At 46.3% G+C, this 14,759-nt stretch carries 16 protein-coding genes; 8 read left to right on the top strand and 8 right to left on the bottom strand.

Annotated features, from left to right (window positions below; all coding sequences use genetic code 11):
- Positions 1-25 precede the first annotated feature (25 nt).
- The 5 genes from HGH90_RS05245 (at position 26) to HGH90_RS05225 (ending at position 3,149) form a co-directional block, all read left to right on the top strand.
- A complete protein-coding gene (locus HGH90_RS05245) occupies positions 26-373 on the top strand; it encodes a 4Fe-4S dicluster domain-containing protein (protein ID WP_145667986.1) in 348 nt (115 codons plus the stop codon).
- Positions 374-466: 93 nt separating this feature from the next.
- Positions 467-814: a 4Fe-4S dicluster domain-containing protein gene (locus tag HGH90_RS05240; protein ID WP_169190538.1), complete on the top strand. Its 348-nt coding sequence runs from the start codon at positions 467-469 to the stop codon at positions 812-814.
- Positions 815-963: 149 nt separating this feature from the next.
- Positions 964-1,950 carry a D-alanine--D-alanine ligase gene (locus HGH90_RS05235; RefSeq protein ID WP_169190537.1) on the top strand — a complete coding sequence of 329 codons (987 nt, stop codon included), beginning with the start codon at positions 964-966 and terminating at the stop codon, positions 1,948-1,950.
- 28 nt (positions 1,951-1,978) lie between these two features.
- Complete coding sequence (locus HGH90_RS05230; protein WP_168763968.1) at positions 1,979-2,791, top strand: PASTA domain-containing protein; 813 nt, start codon at positions 1,979-1,981, stop codon at positions 2,789-2,791.
- Positions 2,792-2,843: 52 nt separating this feature from the next.
- Positions 2,844-3,149 (top strand): rhodanese-like domain-containing protein, encoded by a 306-nt coding sequence (locus HGH90_RS05225; protein WP_145668028.1) that lies wholly within the window; start codon positions 2,844-2,846, stop codon positions 3,147-3,149.
- Between the two features lie 109 nt (positions 3,150-3,258).
- Here the strand turns inward: HGH90_RS05225 and HGH90_RS05220 are convergent, their stop codons facing one another.
- Both HGH90_RS05220 and HGH90_RS05215 read right to left on the bottom strand, forming a co-directional pair.
- The gene (locus HGH90_RS05220; RefSeq protein ID WP_168740126.1) at positions 3,259-3,651 is read right to left on the bottom strand and encodes a RidA family protein; all 393 of its coding nucleotides are present in this window, start codon (positions 3,649-3,651) and stop codon (positions 3,259-3,261) included.
- 8 nt (positions 3,652-3,659) lie between these two features.
- Positions 3,660-4,787 carry a hypothetical protein gene (locus HGH90_RS05215; protein ID WP_169190536.1) on the bottom strand — a complete coding sequence of 376 codons (1,128 nt, stop codon included), beginning with the start codon at positions 4,785-4,787 and terminating at the stop codon, positions 3,660-3,662.
- Positions 4,788-4,963: 176 nt separating this feature from the next.
- Between HGH90_RS05215 and HGH90_RS05210 the strand changes: the two genes are divergently transcribed.
- Complete coding sequence (locus tag HGH90_RS05210) at positions 4,964-5,719, top strand: hypothetical protein (protein WP_168763966.1); 756 nt, start codon at positions 4,964-4,966, stop codon at positions 5,717-5,719.
- A gap of 112 nt (positions 5,720-5,831) precedes the next feature.
- Here HGH90_RS05210 and HGH90_RS05205 read toward each other — a convergent pair whose 3' ends face one another.
- The 5 genes from HGH90_RS05205 to HGH90_RS05185 are packed head-to-tail and all read right to left on the bottom strand — an operon-like array spanning position 5,832 to position 10,884.
- A complete protein-coding gene (locus HGH90_RS05205; protein WP_169190535.1) occupies positions 5,832-7,031 on the bottom strand; it encodes a hypothetical protein in 1,200 nt (399 codons plus the stop codon).
- A gap of 10 nt (positions 7,032-7,041) precedes the next feature.
- On the bottom strand, positions 7,042-7,938 hold the full coding sequence (locus HGH90_RS05200) for a type 1 glutamine amidotransferase (RefSeq protein WP_169190534.1): 897 nt from the start codon (positions 7,936-7,938) through the stop codon (positions 7,042-7,044).
- A gap of 23 nt (positions 7,939-7,961) precedes the next feature.
- Positions 7,962-9,062: a carboxylate-amine ligase gene (locus HGH90_RS05195; protein WP_168763963.1), complete on the bottom strand. Its 1,101-nt coding sequence runs from the start codon at positions 9,060-9,062 to the stop codon at positions 7,962-7,964.
- Positions 9,063-9,108: 46 nt separating this feature from the next.
- Positions 9,109-10,170, bottom strand: a complete 1,062-nt coding sequence (locus HGH90_RS05190) for a RimK family alpha-L-glutamate ligase (protein WP_169190533.1) — start codon at positions 10,168-10,170, stop codon at positions 9,109-9,111.
- A 6-nt stretch (positions 10,171-10,176) separates the two neighbouring features.
- Complete coding sequence (locus HGH90_RS05185; RefSeq protein ID WP_168763961.1) at positions 10,177-10,884, bottom strand: esterase family protein; 708 nt, start codon at positions 10,882-10,884, stop codon at positions 10,177-10,179.
- A 57-nt stretch (positions 10,885-10,941) separates the two neighbouring features.
- Here HGH90_RS05185 and HGH90_RS05180 point away from each other — a divergent pair, with 57 nt between their 5' ends.
- Positions 10,942-11,694, top strand: coding sequence for an alpha/beta hydrolase (locus tag HGH90_RS05180; protein ID WP_169190532.1), 753 nt, complete (start codon positions 10,942-10,944; stop codon positions 11,692-11,694).
- Positions 11,695-11,702: 8 nt separating this feature from the next.
- Here the strand turns inward: HGH90_RS05180 and HGH90_RS05175 are convergent, their stop codons facing one another.
- Positions 11,703-13,148 (bottom strand): OmpA family protein, encoded by a 1,446-nt coding sequence (locus HGH90_RS05175; RefSeq protein WP_169190531.1) that lies wholly within the window; start codon positions 13,146-13,148, stop codon positions 11,703-11,705.
- A gap of 250 nt (positions 13,149-13,398) precedes the next feature.
- Here HGH90_RS05175 and HGH90_RS05170 point away from each other — a divergent pair, with 250 nt between their 5' ends.
- A complete protein-coding gene (locus tag HGH90_RS05170) occupies positions 13,399-14,745 on the top strand; it encodes a M12 family metallopeptidase (RefSeq protein ID WP_169190530.1) in 1,347 nt (448 codons plus the stop codon).
- Positions 14,746-14,759 lie beyond the last annotated feature (14 nt).

The following is a 14,759-nucleotide window of genomic DNA, read 5'->3' as shown; positions in this document are numbered from 1 at the left end:
ACTACTTAATCAAAAAGTTTACACTATGGCAATTAAGATAACAGACGAATGTATAAATTGCGGTGCCTGCGAACCAGAATGCCCTAACAATGCGATCTATGAAGGCGGAGTAGAATGGGCCATTGCTGATGGCACCACCGTAAAAGGCTCCTATACCCTCATGGATGGTAGTGTAATGGACGCGGACCAGCGCAATGCGCCTATCAGTGTAGATACCTACTACATTGTGCCCAACAAATGTACAGAATGCCAGGGATTTCATGAAGAACCGCAATGTGCGGCTGTTTGCCCGGTAGATTGCTGTGTACCTGACGAAATGTACCAGGAAACGGTGGATGAGCTGATGGGCAAGAAAGCAAAACTGCACATCTAGAATATTTAAAAAGGAAGCTTAAAAACCGTTGCGGCCCTGGCCGGAACGGTTTTTTTATATAATCTGAACAGTAGCTAGCCCAAAAAGATACCTATGGCACTTAAGATAACAGACGAATGTATAAGTTGTAATGCCTGCGAATCAGAATGTCCCAATAATGCCATCTATGAAGGCGGCGTAGAATGGGCCATAGCAGATGGCACCACCGTAAAAAGCGCCTATACACTGATGGATAGGAGTGTAATGGATGCCGACCAGCGCAATACGCCCATTAGTGCAGATATCTATTACATTGTGCCCGATAAGTGCACTGAATGCCAGGGATTTCATGAAGAACCGCAATGTGCATCCGTTTGCCCGGTAGATTGCTGCGTACCTGATGAAATGTACCAGGAAACAGTGGAGGAGCTGATGGGCAAGAAGGCGAAGCTGCACGCCTGAAATATTTTGAAGGAAATTTAAAAAACCGTTACGGCCTTAGCCGGGACGGTTTTTTTTATGTAATTTGAACAGCAGCAGCTGTCAGGGGCCGTTGCTCTTGCCAATTAACAAATAACCTTTAACTTTACCCGCTTATTGTAAAACATCTTATGAAGAAGAATATAGCTTTGGTAGCCGGTGGATATTCCGGAGAATATGTGATATCTGTGCAGAGTGCCGTAACAATTGAAAATAACCTGGATAGCAGCAAATATAATGTGTATAAGATCACTATCACAAAAGACAGCTGGAGCTATACAGCGGCCGATGGTACCGTTGTGGAAGTAGATAAAAACGATTTTTCGCTGACCATCCAGGGAAATAAAATCACCTTTGACGCCGTATTTATCGGTATCCATGGCACTCCCGGCGAGGATGGCCGCTTGCAGGGCTATTTTGAAATGCTTGGCATTCCCTTTACCAGCTGCGGCATGGTTACCTCCGCTGTTACCTTCAATAAGAGCTTTTGCAATAAGATAGTAGATGCCCTGAACGTGGTAAATGTATCTAAGTCCGTACATATTTTCCGCGATCAGCCTTACAATACCACCGATATCCTGCAACAATTACGTTTACCCGTGTTCGTGAAACCGGCAGAAGGCGGCAGCAGCATCGGTATGTCTAAAGTAAAAACAGCAGAAGAACTGCCATCAGCTATTGATAAAGCCTTTAAGGAAGATGCGCAGGTTCTGATAGAAGAGTTTATCAAAGGCCGCGAGCTCACCATAGGTTTATATCGTGAAAATGGCGCCATTACAGTGTTACCTATTACGGAAGTAGTGAGCAGCAAGGAATTCTTCGATTATGAAGCCAAATACACCCCCGGTGTATCCAATGAAATCACGCCTGCACCCGTATCGGACGAAATTACCCGGAAAGTGCAGGAAACGGCTACCATCCTGTACAATAAACTGAACTGTAAGGGAATTACCAGGGTAGATTTTATTTATGAAGAAGGCACCGGAAAATTATTCTTCCTGGAAATAAATACTATGCCGGGGCAATCTGAAAACAGCCTGGTACCGCAACAGGTAAGAGCTGCGGGTAAAACGCTGAAAGAATTTTATGGCGTGCTTTTAGAAGAAAGCATGAAGTAAGGATTATCACACTTAATATATCATTATCGTGTTCGACTTTATTACCAAACGCTCATTTGGAATCAACCTGCTCGCTGTTATAGCCATGTTCTTTGCATTGGCCCTGCTGTTCTTTTCTTTGCTGGGCGTTATCACCAAGCATGGACAACAGCTGACAGTACCGGATGTGCGTGGAAAAAATGTAAAGGAAGCCATCAGCCTGCTGGAAAATGCCGGTTTTGAAGCTGATGTAAGAGACTCCATTTATATTGATTCCATCCCACCGCTGGCAGTATATGCCCAAACTCCCGATAAAGGAGCCCAGGTAAAGGTGGGCAGGACTATCTACCTGACTGTGAACAAGACCGTAGCCCCTATGGTCAAAATGCCGGACCTGGAAGGACTTACTTTCCGCAGCGCCGAAATGATGCTGAAAAGCCTGCGCCTCAACGTAGGAGATACCATTTATAAACCAGACTTTGCGACCAATACGGTATTACAACAGTTGTTAGGTGGTAAGAAAATAAAACCGGGTACGCTCGTAGCGGAAGGCAGCAATATTACATTGATCCTCAGTAGCGGTACCGGCAGCGTAGAAAACCCGGTGCCTAACTTCGTGGGACTTACCTACGCCGAAGCCCGGGAAATGCTGAGCGCCAGCAACCTGAACCCAGGTACAGTGATCATCGATCCAAATGTAACGGATACTGCCAACGCCTATATTATTAAACAGGTACCGGCCCGCAAAAATGAAATCGGTGACTTTAACATGGTGAGAGCCGGCGAAAGCGTTGACTTCTGGTTATCTGCCACCAAACCTGTAACTGATAGTACAGCTACCCAGCCTGCTACACAGGAATAAAAGAAATAGTGTAATTTAAACCTGATTTTAAATACTTTATAATTATACAACTATGCAAAATATAACAGCAGAAGAACTGAAACAACGTATTGATAACGGGGAAGAGCTATATATTTTAGACGTAAGAGAACCACACGAACGCGCAGAATTCAATATTGGTGGTGTACACATTCCACTGGGCTTCGTACAGCAAATGCAGGTGGATGAAATTGAAGACTGGAAGGATAAAGAAATTATTGTGTATTGCCGCAGTGGCAACCGTAGCGGCCAAGCCTGTATGCTGCTGGATTCTATGGGATTTACCAACACCAAAAACCTGGTGGGCGGTATGCTGAAATGGACAGAACTGTATAAATAAGCATAAACGCAGAAGCTGAAAACAAAAAAGCTATTGTGGAGAATGATCTAAGCGATTTTTTTAATATTCGCTCCAGTCATTCTCCACAATAGCTTTTTGCTTTCAGCTTTTATGCTTTCTGCTCTACAATGGCGGTAACTTCTACCTCCACGAGGTATCGCGGATCTATCAGTTTGCTTACTTCTACCATCGTGGTAGCTGGCTTAATACTTTTAAAGAACTCGCCGTGCGCCCGGCCGTACTCTTCCCATCGTGATATATCTGTTACGAACATGCGCGTGCGTACTACGTCATGCAGCGTGGCGCCGGCGTTGATCAACGCGGCTTCTATTTTAGCCAGGGCAAACCTGGTTTGTTCATAGGCGTCTCCTTCTGCTACTACTTTATCATTGTCGGAAGCAACCGTGCCGGATACTTCTATCACATTGCCGATTCTTACTGCCCGGGAGTAACCTACTTTCCCTTCCCAAAGGGCTCCGGAGGAATAATTGGTACGTTTCATATGCGTTGTTAAGGAGCACCTTGAGTGCGTTGCTCCTTACTAAATTTAACAATTTTCCCCAGCAAATCAAACCAGAACGGAGCGCCTAAAGAAAGCGCCAGCGCGGTGAGCGCCCATCCTGCCCATACCAGTCGCCTATTTTGCTGGAGAGGATGGGTAAAGCCACAGCGGATGGTTACTTGCCCGTTACTGCTATCAGCTACACAGCCCCGGCTAATGCCCAGTACATTCCTGGCATCGCCGGCATCGTTGCGGAGCATGGCGTATATGCCTATCAGTGAGGTATCATTTACGAATACGCGCAACGAGGTATCTGCCCGGTAAAAGGCGCTGTCTTTATGCACCAGGTGTTTACTGATCAGGGTATCGGTAACGGCAGTATAAGCCGGCACACGGCTGGCCGCCAGCTGTACCAGTTGCGTCCTTACATTTTTATCTTTCATCAGGATACGCGCAATGGCAATGGAATCGACATTAAAAACGGCGGCAATCACCATACCCAGGCACAATAGCCAGGTTTGGGTTTGCTTGCGGTACCAGCCACTGGCGCGGGTCATGGTTTCATTGAACCAGCTCTCCAGCTCTACCCGGAAAGCCTTTACATCATGTGCCGCATCTTCAAAAAGTTGTTGCAGATGTTCGAGCGTATCCGGGGCTAAATGCAGGTAATTGTCCTGCAGTGCGATATGGATCATTTCCGGATCACCGGGACTGTCGGCAGTAGTGGGTTGTTGCGCTTTATAACTGCTACGCAGCAAATGAATGATGGCCTGCGAAAAAATGGGCGGACTGATATACGCCGGTCTCGAAGCGGCGGTATTTTCTCCCAGGTGACGGATGGAAGAACTATTGTAAAATTTTTCGAGGAAGGGACTGCCTTTGAAAGGCGCAAAAAAATAGATGATGCTCCAGCCCAATTCATAAAACCAGTTGAAAAACGTAAACCGGCGAAACCAGCGGTGATCCCGGCGCCGGGGATCTCCTTCCAACAGCCGCCGTAATCCTTTAGTGAGCCCGCGTGCCCGGGCATTCAGCATTCTCGCAATGAATTCCTGTACTACAGAAGCCAGCAAGCTATAAAGCAGGTAAATGAAAATAAGGCCAAGGGCCACATCTATGGCCAGGTTGCTAAACATAGGATAGTGTATTAAGTTGACATATATACATAAAAATAATAATTATTATTACTAAGTTACCTGCCGGCTACGCAATGTATTTGTAAACTCACCGTTATCTTTGGTAGAGCGTGGTAAAAGACCACCTGTGCAAAACCATTTTCAGACATTATACATTTGCGTACATTTTAAGTTATATGAAATTGAAACATTTATCCCTGTGTATGGGGCTGGCGGTAGCAGGTAGCGCTTCTGCCCAGATCAAATACAGGGACACGGAGAAGAAGCCAACTTTAGTGCCTTACGACAGTAGTATCGCTTTCCAGCATCTTACGCCAGATATTGCCCAGCTTACCCTGGTGGGCCAGGAGATCACCTTTCTTAAATTGAATCCGAAACGAGGAGTGAAGAATAAGGAAGACTCCCTGCTGGAGAACATCAAAGTAAAAGCGGCCATAGAGGTACCTTATAAAAGCGTACTTAGAGGCGGACATCTTTATACGCCCTATAAGGCGATAGAGAATAAAACATTCAAAATTGTGGACTACGACCGGAAAAGCGCAGAGTCGGGAGAAGTTACGCTGGTTTTTACGCTGCGCGATGAAGACCGTAAGCTGTTACTCTACCAGGTACCTGCCGACAACCTGGCCGGTACTCCGGTGATTATCAATGCCAATTATGAGTGGATGAAAAGGAAGTACGTAGGAAAACAACTGCATCTCCTGAAAGAAAATATAAAAACCAACAATATCCTGGAAGATAACAAAGACCTGAATCTGCGTCGGTCTGACGAATTTTCCTGTACAGATATTGCGGTTATTTTCTCCGGAAAGCAAAAATTCGGGCAGCCTTTTCTGATTGTGAAAAATGGCGAAAATGAAGAGTTTGCCGTGGGCCTGGGTAAGAGAAGTGAATATGTAACCGGCCCGCTGATCGAAGAATTTGGGTTGTAGTGGAGCAGAAAGCGTAAAGCATAAAGCAAAAAGCTATTGTAGCGGGTAATCAGTGCGATTTAAAATATCTGCAAGGGTCATTACTCGCGACAATAGCTTTTTGCTTTATGCTTTACGCTTTCTGCTCAAAAAAGCAGCAGCTTCCTCCCACCCAGGTATCTTGACTATTAAATCCTACGCCGATCATTTTGCCTTTGCTGATGCGGGCCAGGTTGTGTACCAGCATAGGACGGGCAGCGTCATCCTGCCAGATATAGATCATGCGTATCTCGCAGATAGCAGGCCCGGTGGGCGTTGCAATGGCAGGCGCATATTTTACTTTATGTTGCAGGATCCAGTTTTCAGGATCCTCTATACGGTCAATATCTTCCTGGGTAACATCTATCAATACGCCTTGTCCCGCAAAAGAGAACAGGGGTTTTAACACATAGTTTTCCAGGTCGGCCGGAATCACGGGCAACTCATGCAGGAACCAGCTTTTAGGCACATATTCGCTGTGAATAAAAGGCATGATGTATTTGCTGATGCGATAAAACCAGTTAGGGTGCGTAATCCACTCAACGTCGAGATCCTGGAACAGGTTTACATGCTCTCCCAGGGAAACGGATTGCTTTTGCAGATCATCGAAGATGATACGGTTATAGATACGCTGTACCGGTGTTTTAACGCCGTTGCGCAGGTAATATAATTTCTTCCCTTCTTGTATTAGATCTGTTAAACACACGGTAGGGATGCCCAGGCTTTTTTCCGTGCTATAGAAATCGATTTTTGTTTTTTGCTCTTCCGGTTTTATTTCCAGAAGGATCACTTCCTCCGGTGCATAAGGTCCTACGATCATATCCCTGAGCAGCTGGTAGTAGGCAGCAGCATCCAACCCGTTAAAAAAATTATTGAGGTGGTCAGGAATATCGAAATGTGTTTTAAATTGGCGGGCCATTACTTCCTGGAAAGCCAGCATGGTAGGGAATCCTTGTAATTCTATCAGCTGCGGTACCAGTTCGCCGGCCGCTGTTTTACAAACGGCAAAATCAATTACAATGAAGTGAGGATGTTCATTTTCGTGCGGTACCTTCAGTGCAGGAGGAATGGCATCCTGGGTAATTGTTTTGAAGTCGGGCCGGAGCAATACTTCCACGATTTCTTCGCAGGCCTGCACCAGTTTACTACTTAGCGCAGCTGGAACAAAAACGGGCGTTTCTGCAATCCGGAAGGAGGGAGCTATGCCGGCATCGGTCGCAATACCTTCCAGGAAGGCCTGGTATTGTTCGGGGGTAAATTGTTGATTATAGGATGTTCTGACGTCTGGAATCATGATGTTTTCATTAAAAGAACGAGTGTTCATTATCGGTATGGACAGGCACCTGCACCAGTCGTTCGATGGCAGCCAATCTTTCCGAGAGTTGGCCATAAATGGCGTAGTCGAGGAAAGCGGTAATGAACCGGTCATGTGTAAGCATAATCTTATCCGGATCTGTTAACTGGCTGATCATGCTGTTGTATTTTTCTATGCCGTGATGATCTATTACCTGTTTTTTCTTTTCGTTTTGCTGGAGATACATGTGCATACCTGCTGCATCGGCTTCGGGGTGGAACTGTGTACCAATGAAGTGCTCATTGAAGCGGATGGCCATGGTGGCGCGTTCCAAAGGTACATGCGGCCTTTCTTTTTCCAGTGCCAGCACATGCCCGCCCATGGCTTGCAGATTTGCGTAGTTCAGTTCTATGACCTGCCAGTCGCGGCTATCTACAATATAAAAAGGGTCGGGGAGGGCGCTAAACACTTTTTCCTGCATACCTGCCGCGGATTTATGTACGGGAAAAACGCCAAAAGCAGGTGATTTACGCTTGCAAACATTGCCCAGCTGGTAGTACCGGCACATGATCTGGTAAGAGTGACAAATAAAGAATGCCGGTTTTTTTACTTTCTCCGTACGGTTCCATTCCAATAAATCTTCTACCAGGGAAAAATAGGCGCTTTCCCAGTCGCTTCCTTCACTGGCAACGGGGCTACCGGGGCCGCCGGTAGAAATATAGATATCATAGCTGGTGTCGGGAACTTGTATCTGCTGCCTTACTTCAAATTCATCAAATTGAAGGTCCAGTGCGTGCATGCTGGCATATTTCGTCAATATTTCACGGATACAGCGCATCCCTTCATTAGGGACACCCTCGTACATATCCAGCACGGCCACCTTCCAGCTTTTTTTAGTTGGATGCATACTGCAAAATTACGAAATATGGGCTAACAGCCCCGGAGAAACTGGTCATGAATGAAATCGGTCACCGCTACGAGGTCGTTGGTATCGGCAAACACCTGCAGTTGTTTGTCGGCGCCGGTACCAGTTTCCATGAGCCTGGTGGTGGCAGCGATCACATCGCGGCTGCCCAGATCGTCTACCACATCGTCTATAAAATCAAGTAGTTCAAAGATCAGGGACCGGGTATTTACTTCCATCTCTTTACCGAAATCGATCAGGTGGCCGTCGATACCATAGCGGGAGGCTCTCCATTTGTTTTCGTTGATCAGGGCGCGGTTATAGATAATGAAGTTGAGATTTTGCATGCGCAGCTTATAAATTTTTGCGCACACGGCCTGGAACAGGCCGGCTATCATGATGGTATCATCCAGGGTAAGCGGTACATCGCAGATCCGGAACTCTACTGTATTAAAGAAGGGATGTACTCTCAAATCCCACCATACCTTTTTGGCATTGTCGATACAGTTGGTTTTTACCAACAGCTTAATATAGTTATCGTACTCCTCTATGCTGCCGAAATAATCGGGAATGCCAGTACGGGGAAATTTGTCGAAAACCTTGGTACGAAAGGATTTGAAGCCGGTATTCCTGCCCTCCCAGAAAGGAGAGTTGGTACTGAGAGCAAATATATGCGGTAGGAAGTATCTAACGGAATTGGCTATATGAATGGCCATTTCCCGGTTTTCCATACCCACATGCACATGCAGTCCGAAGATGAGGTTAGACCGGGCAGCATCCTGCATTTCGTTCACGATTTCGAAATACCGGGGATGGTCAGTAATGAGTTGTTTTTCCCATTTGCTGAACGGGTGAGTACCGGATGCGCCAATATGAAAGCCCAGGTCGCCGGCTATTTGCGCAATGGTACGGCGTAGCAAGGCTACATCGGCCCTGGCTTCATGGACATCGGCACAGATGCGGGTCCCTACTTCCACTACAGCCTGGTGAAACTCGGCCTTTACCTGGTCGCTGATCACCTTGTGCGCCTGTTCTACTATCTTTTGTTCGTGTGATCTGAGCTCGCGGGTAGTAGGGTCAATTACCATGTATTCTTCTTCGATGCCGAGCGTAAACGCCTTAAACATGTGGTGTATTTTTAGCTGCTTACAAATGTAGCGCAGTAAAATGGAATCATTTTTCTTTTTGCTGTTTTTTAACAGGGCTTTTTTTCGCCGCTGCTTTTCGTTCCTTGGGGGCCGCTTCTTTTTTCGCTTTGGGAGCAGCAGCTTCCTTCTTATTGGTTGCCGATTTAGTTTTTGCCGGACTGCGTTGCACAAATTTCCCCCAGGTAAGGTTATCTTTTCCCGGCTTCTGTGCAATGGCTCTTTCAATCGCATACCGGGCGCTCGTTTCCACTATCCACTCAAAATGTTCTGCGCCGATAGAATGCAGATCTGCATCGGGTGCAGGGTTGCAGAAGTCGATCGCATAAGGAACGCCGCCGCGGACGGCTATCTCCACGGTATTGAAGTCGTAGCCCAGGTATTGATTCAGCGTTTGAACGTGTTGCGTAATTTGTTCCAGCAGGGCGGGAGAGGACGTATAATTGGCATCATAACGCAAATGGTGTGGATGGCGGGGATTGTAAGGCATAATGCGTACTTCTGTTCCACCGATGCAAAAACAGCGGAAATACTGGCTGAAATCAATTTCTTCCTGTAGCATCATCACCAGTTGCCCGGTTTCGCTATGTTGCCGGAAGAAATCCTCTTTATCCTCGAGCCGGTATACATGTTTCCAGCCGCCGCCTGCATAGGGTTTCATATAGGCAGGGAAGCCCACGTAATCGAAGATAGTGTTCCAGTCGAACGGGTAAATGAGGTTACGGAATGATTTATCGTTGGTATCTTCCGGGTGTTTATTCGAGGGAAGGAGTACAGTACGGGGGACAGGTACGCCTACTTTTTCGGCCAGGGCGTTGTTGAAAAACTTATCGTCGGCACTCCACCAGAAGGGATTGTTAATCACCGCGGTACCCGCCATAGCGGCGTTTTTAAGATAAGCGCGATAAAAAGGCACATCCTGGGAAATGCGGTCTATGATAACGGCGTAGCCGGAGTCGGCGCCCTGTATCACTTTGTCGATGGTCACAAACTCAGCAAAGATGCCGGGGGGATTGATACGGTTCACCCGGTCTACAAATGCCTGGGGAAAAGTGTTTTCCTGTCCGAAGAGAATACCAATTTTTTTCATATCCTGCTACTTGATAAGTGAGATATAATGCGGTAACATTTCCCGCCACACTGCCCAGTCATGGGTCGTTTGCGGGCGTATGTCCAGCCAGTGGGCAATTTTTTTATGGGTAAGTATGCCTGACAACTGTTCATTTTGCGGCCGGGTCACATCCCGGTCTGCTACCCCGAGGACAATACCCATTCGCCACAGGTCTGCATGTTCATTATCCGGCATGAAGTCGGCCGGATTGTTATAGTACACGGTATCGTTGTAATAGCCATCTACCCTTGATTTGATATCAAATACCCCGCTCAGGCTAAAGAGGTATGATACTTTGTCGGGGTGGCGGAAGGCAAAGTTGGCGGCATGGTATCCACCAAAGCTGCAGCCTGCTGAAACGATGCGCTGATGGCCGGTTTCAGCTTCTATCCTGGGAAGTACTTCCTGCATTAGCAGTTGGTCGTAACAGGAATGATTATATGCTCTTTCTTCGGGTGTAATATCTTTATTATACCAGCTGAAAGCATCGATGCTATCAGGACAATAAACTTTTATTCTGCCTTCTTCAATAAACCAGCTGATGGCGTCGATCAGGCCAAAATCTTTACTCTCATAGTAGCGTCCCATAGAGGTAGGGAATAGCAGCAGGGGATATCCGCTGTCACCGAATACCAGCATTTCAAAGTCTTTTCCCAGGTTGGGCGAATGCCATTTCAAATAGTTTTCAGTCACAGGAAAGTGTTTCTTTAAATTTAAAGAAGATTATTGGTTTATTGGTAAATTGTTGGGATGCAGACAAGTCGACATAATATTCCTTCTGAGTACCTCCAACGGCAGGTGAGCCTGGAAGCCTGGTGGGAAGGGGCGACGCCTTCCATATTGCTGCTGGTAAATGATGGACAGGAGCTGGGCGCCTTATTACCGCCGGATTTGCCTGCGTCTGTACTGATTGTCGGTATTTATGCCGGTGGGCAACGGCGCGCTGAATATGGTACTGCAGGCGTATTGGATTACATGGGCCAGGGGGCGCTGGCGGAAAATTATACCCGTTTTATACTCCGGGAGGTGTTGCCCTATCTGCAACAGCAGTATCCGGGTATGCAGATCCGGCAGCGTGCTTTTGCGGGCTTCTCCCTGGGAGGCTTATCTGCCCTGGATATCGCCTGGCGCTATCCTGATCTTTTTCAGCTGGCAGGCGTATTTTCCGGATCGCTCTGGTGGCGGAGCAAGCCGTTGGGCAGCGATTACCAGGACGATAAAGACCGCATTATGCACCAGTTAATCCGCCAGGGAGCTTACCATCCGGGACAACAGTTTTTCTTTGAATGCGGTACCGATGATGAAACGGCCGACCGTAACCAGAACGGTATCATCGACAGCATCGACGATACCCTCGACCTGGTAAAAGAGCTCGAGTTAAAAGGCTACAAACGTAATGAAGATGTTTTTTACGTGGAGATAGAAAAAGGGCGCCATGATGCAACCACCTGGAAGATAGCCATGGACCTGTTTCTAGGGCTGCCATTCTTTCACCACGACTAACCAAACTGTTATTGTGAAAGGTGATAAATCACAATTTCTACCCGCCTGTTTTTTCTTCTGCCGGCCAGGGTGTTATTATCCGCTACAGGAACCGATTCTCCCATCCCCGTCACCTCGGTGATATGAATGGCAGGGTCTTTTTCATGGATATAGTCTGATACGGCAAATGCCCGGCGCATGGATAGTTCCTGGTTATACACCGGCGTACCGGTGTTGTCGGTATGCCCGGTCACGGTAACGGATATATAATTCCCTGCGGGAATACGGCTAATGAGGCTATCCAATGTGCCCAGCATCTGGTGATTGAGCTGGTGGCTGTTGACTTCGAACAGGAGGTCGGGAATCAGGGTATCGGTATGTGTAACCGGTACAGTTATTTCGCCGGCAGGCTGGCAACTGATAAATTCGACTCTTTCTGTAGAATCGCCGCCGGGAGCGCACTTTCCGATACCTGCAACGGTAAAATCATCAAAGCTATAGCCCTTTTGATATACCAGGTAAGAGGCAACCGCTTTTGCGCGGTCCTGGCCCAGGATTTCATTATATTTTTCGTTGGCATGCCGGAATACGTAGCCGGTCAATTTTATTTTGTTGCGGACATTGTCTCCCTGCAGCTGTAATATTTTTTCCAATTGCGAACTATAGGCGGAGTTAATGTACCGCGTACCAGGTACAAAGAAATCATTTTTCAGCAATAGGGTATCACAGGCGCCTTTGCTGAAGAAAACAGTTTGTAGCGTAGGGGCTACGGGTTGAAGTCCCATATCGTTATTGGGAGAAATATAGTGGTGACGGTCGTGCTGTGCATAAAGTACTTTTTTGGTGGCGGGCGCATTGGCGCAGAGCTGGCCGGAGAGTGGTGTGAATGATATGCTGTCGATGCTCAGATAATAATCGGCTTTGTTGGGATAATTGGCGGTAGACGTATCAAAGTTCCCAATCACCAGGTGGTTAGCGGAAGTGGGAGCTGTAAATGTTTTTTCCAGCACTGTCCATTTGTTTTCCGGGTGTTTGTCGGTGGTGCGGGAGAAGTAAAAGGTAGGCGCTACCTGGAGGGGACGGGGCGTCCAGCGGTATAGGGCAGCGGTATCGAATAATACCGCGGGTAAAGGATAAGGACGGTCTTCCTCCATTAACAGGTATATTTTTAGCCGGTACTGCTGTCCTTTCTGTAAAGGGCAAAGCAGCTGAGTTTGGCTGTAGGTGCGGAAATCGGGATCAATGCTGCTGTAAAGCGTAAGCGTAATATAACGATTGCCTTTATCGGCAGTATACATCAGTTTACTGGTGTTGGGTGCTACGGATTCCCAGGCGCTGGGGGCACAGGGATAGCTGTATTCCGTACAGATATTGACATCGGTGAACCCGGCATTGGCAATCATGTTTTGCGCCTGGATACGTTGAAGCGGAAGCAGGACGGCGACTAATAGAATAAGAGTACGTATAGAGGCCAAGGGTAAGGGTTTTGAGAATAACGGAAATAAAGGGCGATTTATTATAAGATTTTAAATGGGGATGGAAGGAGAAGGTAATTGGAGAAGGTGTTTGAAAAGAGGTAGATGTATAAATTCTGAACGAAATTATCAAGGCGTATTCTTTTTAAAATGATAGTCCCAAAAGAGATATTTTTATCTCGTTGTACGTAGCATTTAACCCTTCAATCCAGTAGCCTTTTATTGATTATTTACCTTTTAATTTTGGTTTATGTATCCTTTAAAACCTTATCGCAAACAGTTTAGTTTGCTATTATTTGTTGGTGCCTTTTTGATGAGTGCCTGTCAAAAAAAAGAAATAGCAGCTTCATCATCCGGGAAGGAAAAATCCCAGGAAATTACTTGTGCATGTGAAACAGCAGATGCGTTACCCGACATTCCAGGGGAAAGAGTTTATGTAAAAGACGCGGCGGGTAATGTAAAGTTGAGTTTTTTGAAAAAGAATAATGTTTATGTTAGTGGGGATATGATCTTTAATCAGGGGCAATTCGATTATTTGACAAAATATTTTCGTCACCCGTTGAAGGAATCTAATCCACTATCAATGCATCCGTCGCCGCTTGCTATGCAAAAAGCGGCATTGATAAAGTCGCAAGGTTCGCCGAATGGCAGGGCTCCAAGGAAAGATTCGTCCATTTTTTCCCGCACAGGGATTGCTCGTATTGGCTACCTCTGGCCCAACAGGACGGTATATTACACCATAAACGGGAGTTTACCTGCACAAGCAAGAGTTAGTATGGCAATTACCCATTGGCAAAACCAGACTAACATCATTTTTGTACCAAGAACAAATCAGGCGAATTATATTGAATTTGTATGGGACCCTTTAGTCTGCGCTTCGCCGATTGGAATGCAGGGTGGGCGCCAGCCAATCTATCTGGCAGACGGTTGTGGTGTTGGTCAGGTTATCCATGAAATAGGTCATGCAATTGGATTTTTTCATGAACAGTCGCGTTCGGACAGGGATAATTTTGTGACTATTAATTTTAATAATATTCAGGAAGATAGAGTGAATAATTATCAAACCTATACACAAACAGGGGATCCTGGTTTTGAGTTGGGAACATTTGATTTTAATTCTGTTATGCTCTATAGTTCAGGTGATTTTGCCAAAGTACCTGGTACTGCTGTTATGCTCCGATTAGATGGCAGTTGGATAGTTGGACAACGCGATGGACTATCAACAGGAGATGTGGAAACATATAACTATATGTATAATCCGTCTATCACAGCCGTGGTAAAATATACGAAAACGCGTGATGATTATGATTGGAATACCGGCTCTTCTGCGGTAGAGGGACATTCAACTATTTACTTTTATACAGATAATACCAGAAGTACGCCACTGGCATTAACCCATCCACTTAAGCTAACTGTCCAGGATTTGGATACAAAGAATTTTGTATACTGGACAATACCTGCTGGAGTTAGTTCCTTCAATTTGGGAGAAACGTGGGAATACCAGGTATACGACTATGGTAATCTCACTTATTATTCCGCTGGAGGTGGATGGGTTTACCCTGGCGTAGGGTACCATTATTTTTGGGAACAATTGTAGAACAAGACAGGCAT

The sequence above is a fragment of the Chitinophaga sp. Ak27 genome, assembly GCF_012726295.1.
Taxonomy (GTDB): domain Bacteria; phylum Bacteroidota; class Bacteroidia; order Chitinophagales; family Chitinophagaceae; genus Chitinophaga.
This window is presented reverse-complemented; position numbering and strand designations above follow the sequence as displayed.

Excerpts from the sequence above, each read along its gene's own strand:
- HGH90_RS05170 (WP_169190530.1), top strand. The coding sequence starts at position 13,399 with ATGTATCCTTTAAAACCTTATCGCAAACAGTTTAGTTTGCTATTATTT.
- HGH90_RS05195 (WP_168763963.1), bottom strand. The coding sequence starts at position 9,062 with ATGTTTAAGGCGTTTACGCTCGGCATCGAAGAAGAATACATGGTAATT.
- HGH90_RS05235 (WP_169190537.1), top strand. The coding sequence starts at position 964 with ATGAAGAAGAATATAGCTTTGGTAGCCGGTGGATATTCCGGAGAATAT.
- HGH90_RS05225 (WP_145668028.1), top strand. The coding sequence starts at position 2,844 with ATGCAAAATATAACAGCAGAAGAACTGAAACAACGTATTGATAACGGG.
- HGH90_RS05210 (WP_168763966.1), top strand. The coding sequence starts at position 4,964 with ATGAAATTGAAACATTTATCCCTGTGTATGGGGCTGGCGGTAGCAGGT.
- HGH90_RS05200 (WP_169190534.1), bottom strand. The coding sequence starts at position 7,938 with ATGCATCCAACTAAAAAAAGCTGGAAGGTGGCCGTGCTGGATATGTAC.
- HGH90_RS05205 (WP_169190535.1), bottom strand. The coding sequence starts at position 7,031 with ATGATTCCAGACGTCAGAACATCCTATAATCAACAATTTACCCCCGAA.
- HGH90_RS05220 (WP_168740126.1), bottom strand. The coding sequence starts at position 3,651 with ATGAAACGTACCAATTATTCCTCCGGAGCCCTTTGGGAAGGGAAAGTA.
- HGH90_RS05240 (WP_169190538.1), top strand. The coding sequence starts at position 467 with ATGGCACTTAAGATAACAGACGAATGTATAAGTTGTAATGCCTGCGAA.
- HGH90_RS05180 (WP_169190532.1), top strand. The coding sequence starts at position 10,942 with ATGCAGACAAGTCGACATAATATTCCTTCTGAGTACCTCCAACGGCAG.
- HGH90_RS05215 (WP_169190536.1), bottom strand. The coding sequence starts at position 4,787 with ATGTTTAGCAACCTGGCCATAGATGTGGCCCTTGGCCTTATTTTCATT.
- HGH90_RS05245 (WP_145667986.1), top strand. The coding sequence starts at position 26 with ATGGCAATTAAGATAACAGACGAATGTATAAATTGCGGTGCCTGCGAA.
- HGH90_RS05190 (WP_169190533.1), bottom strand. The coding sequence starts at position 10,170 with ATGAAAAAAATTGGTATTCTCTTCGGACAGGAAAACACTTTTCCCCAG.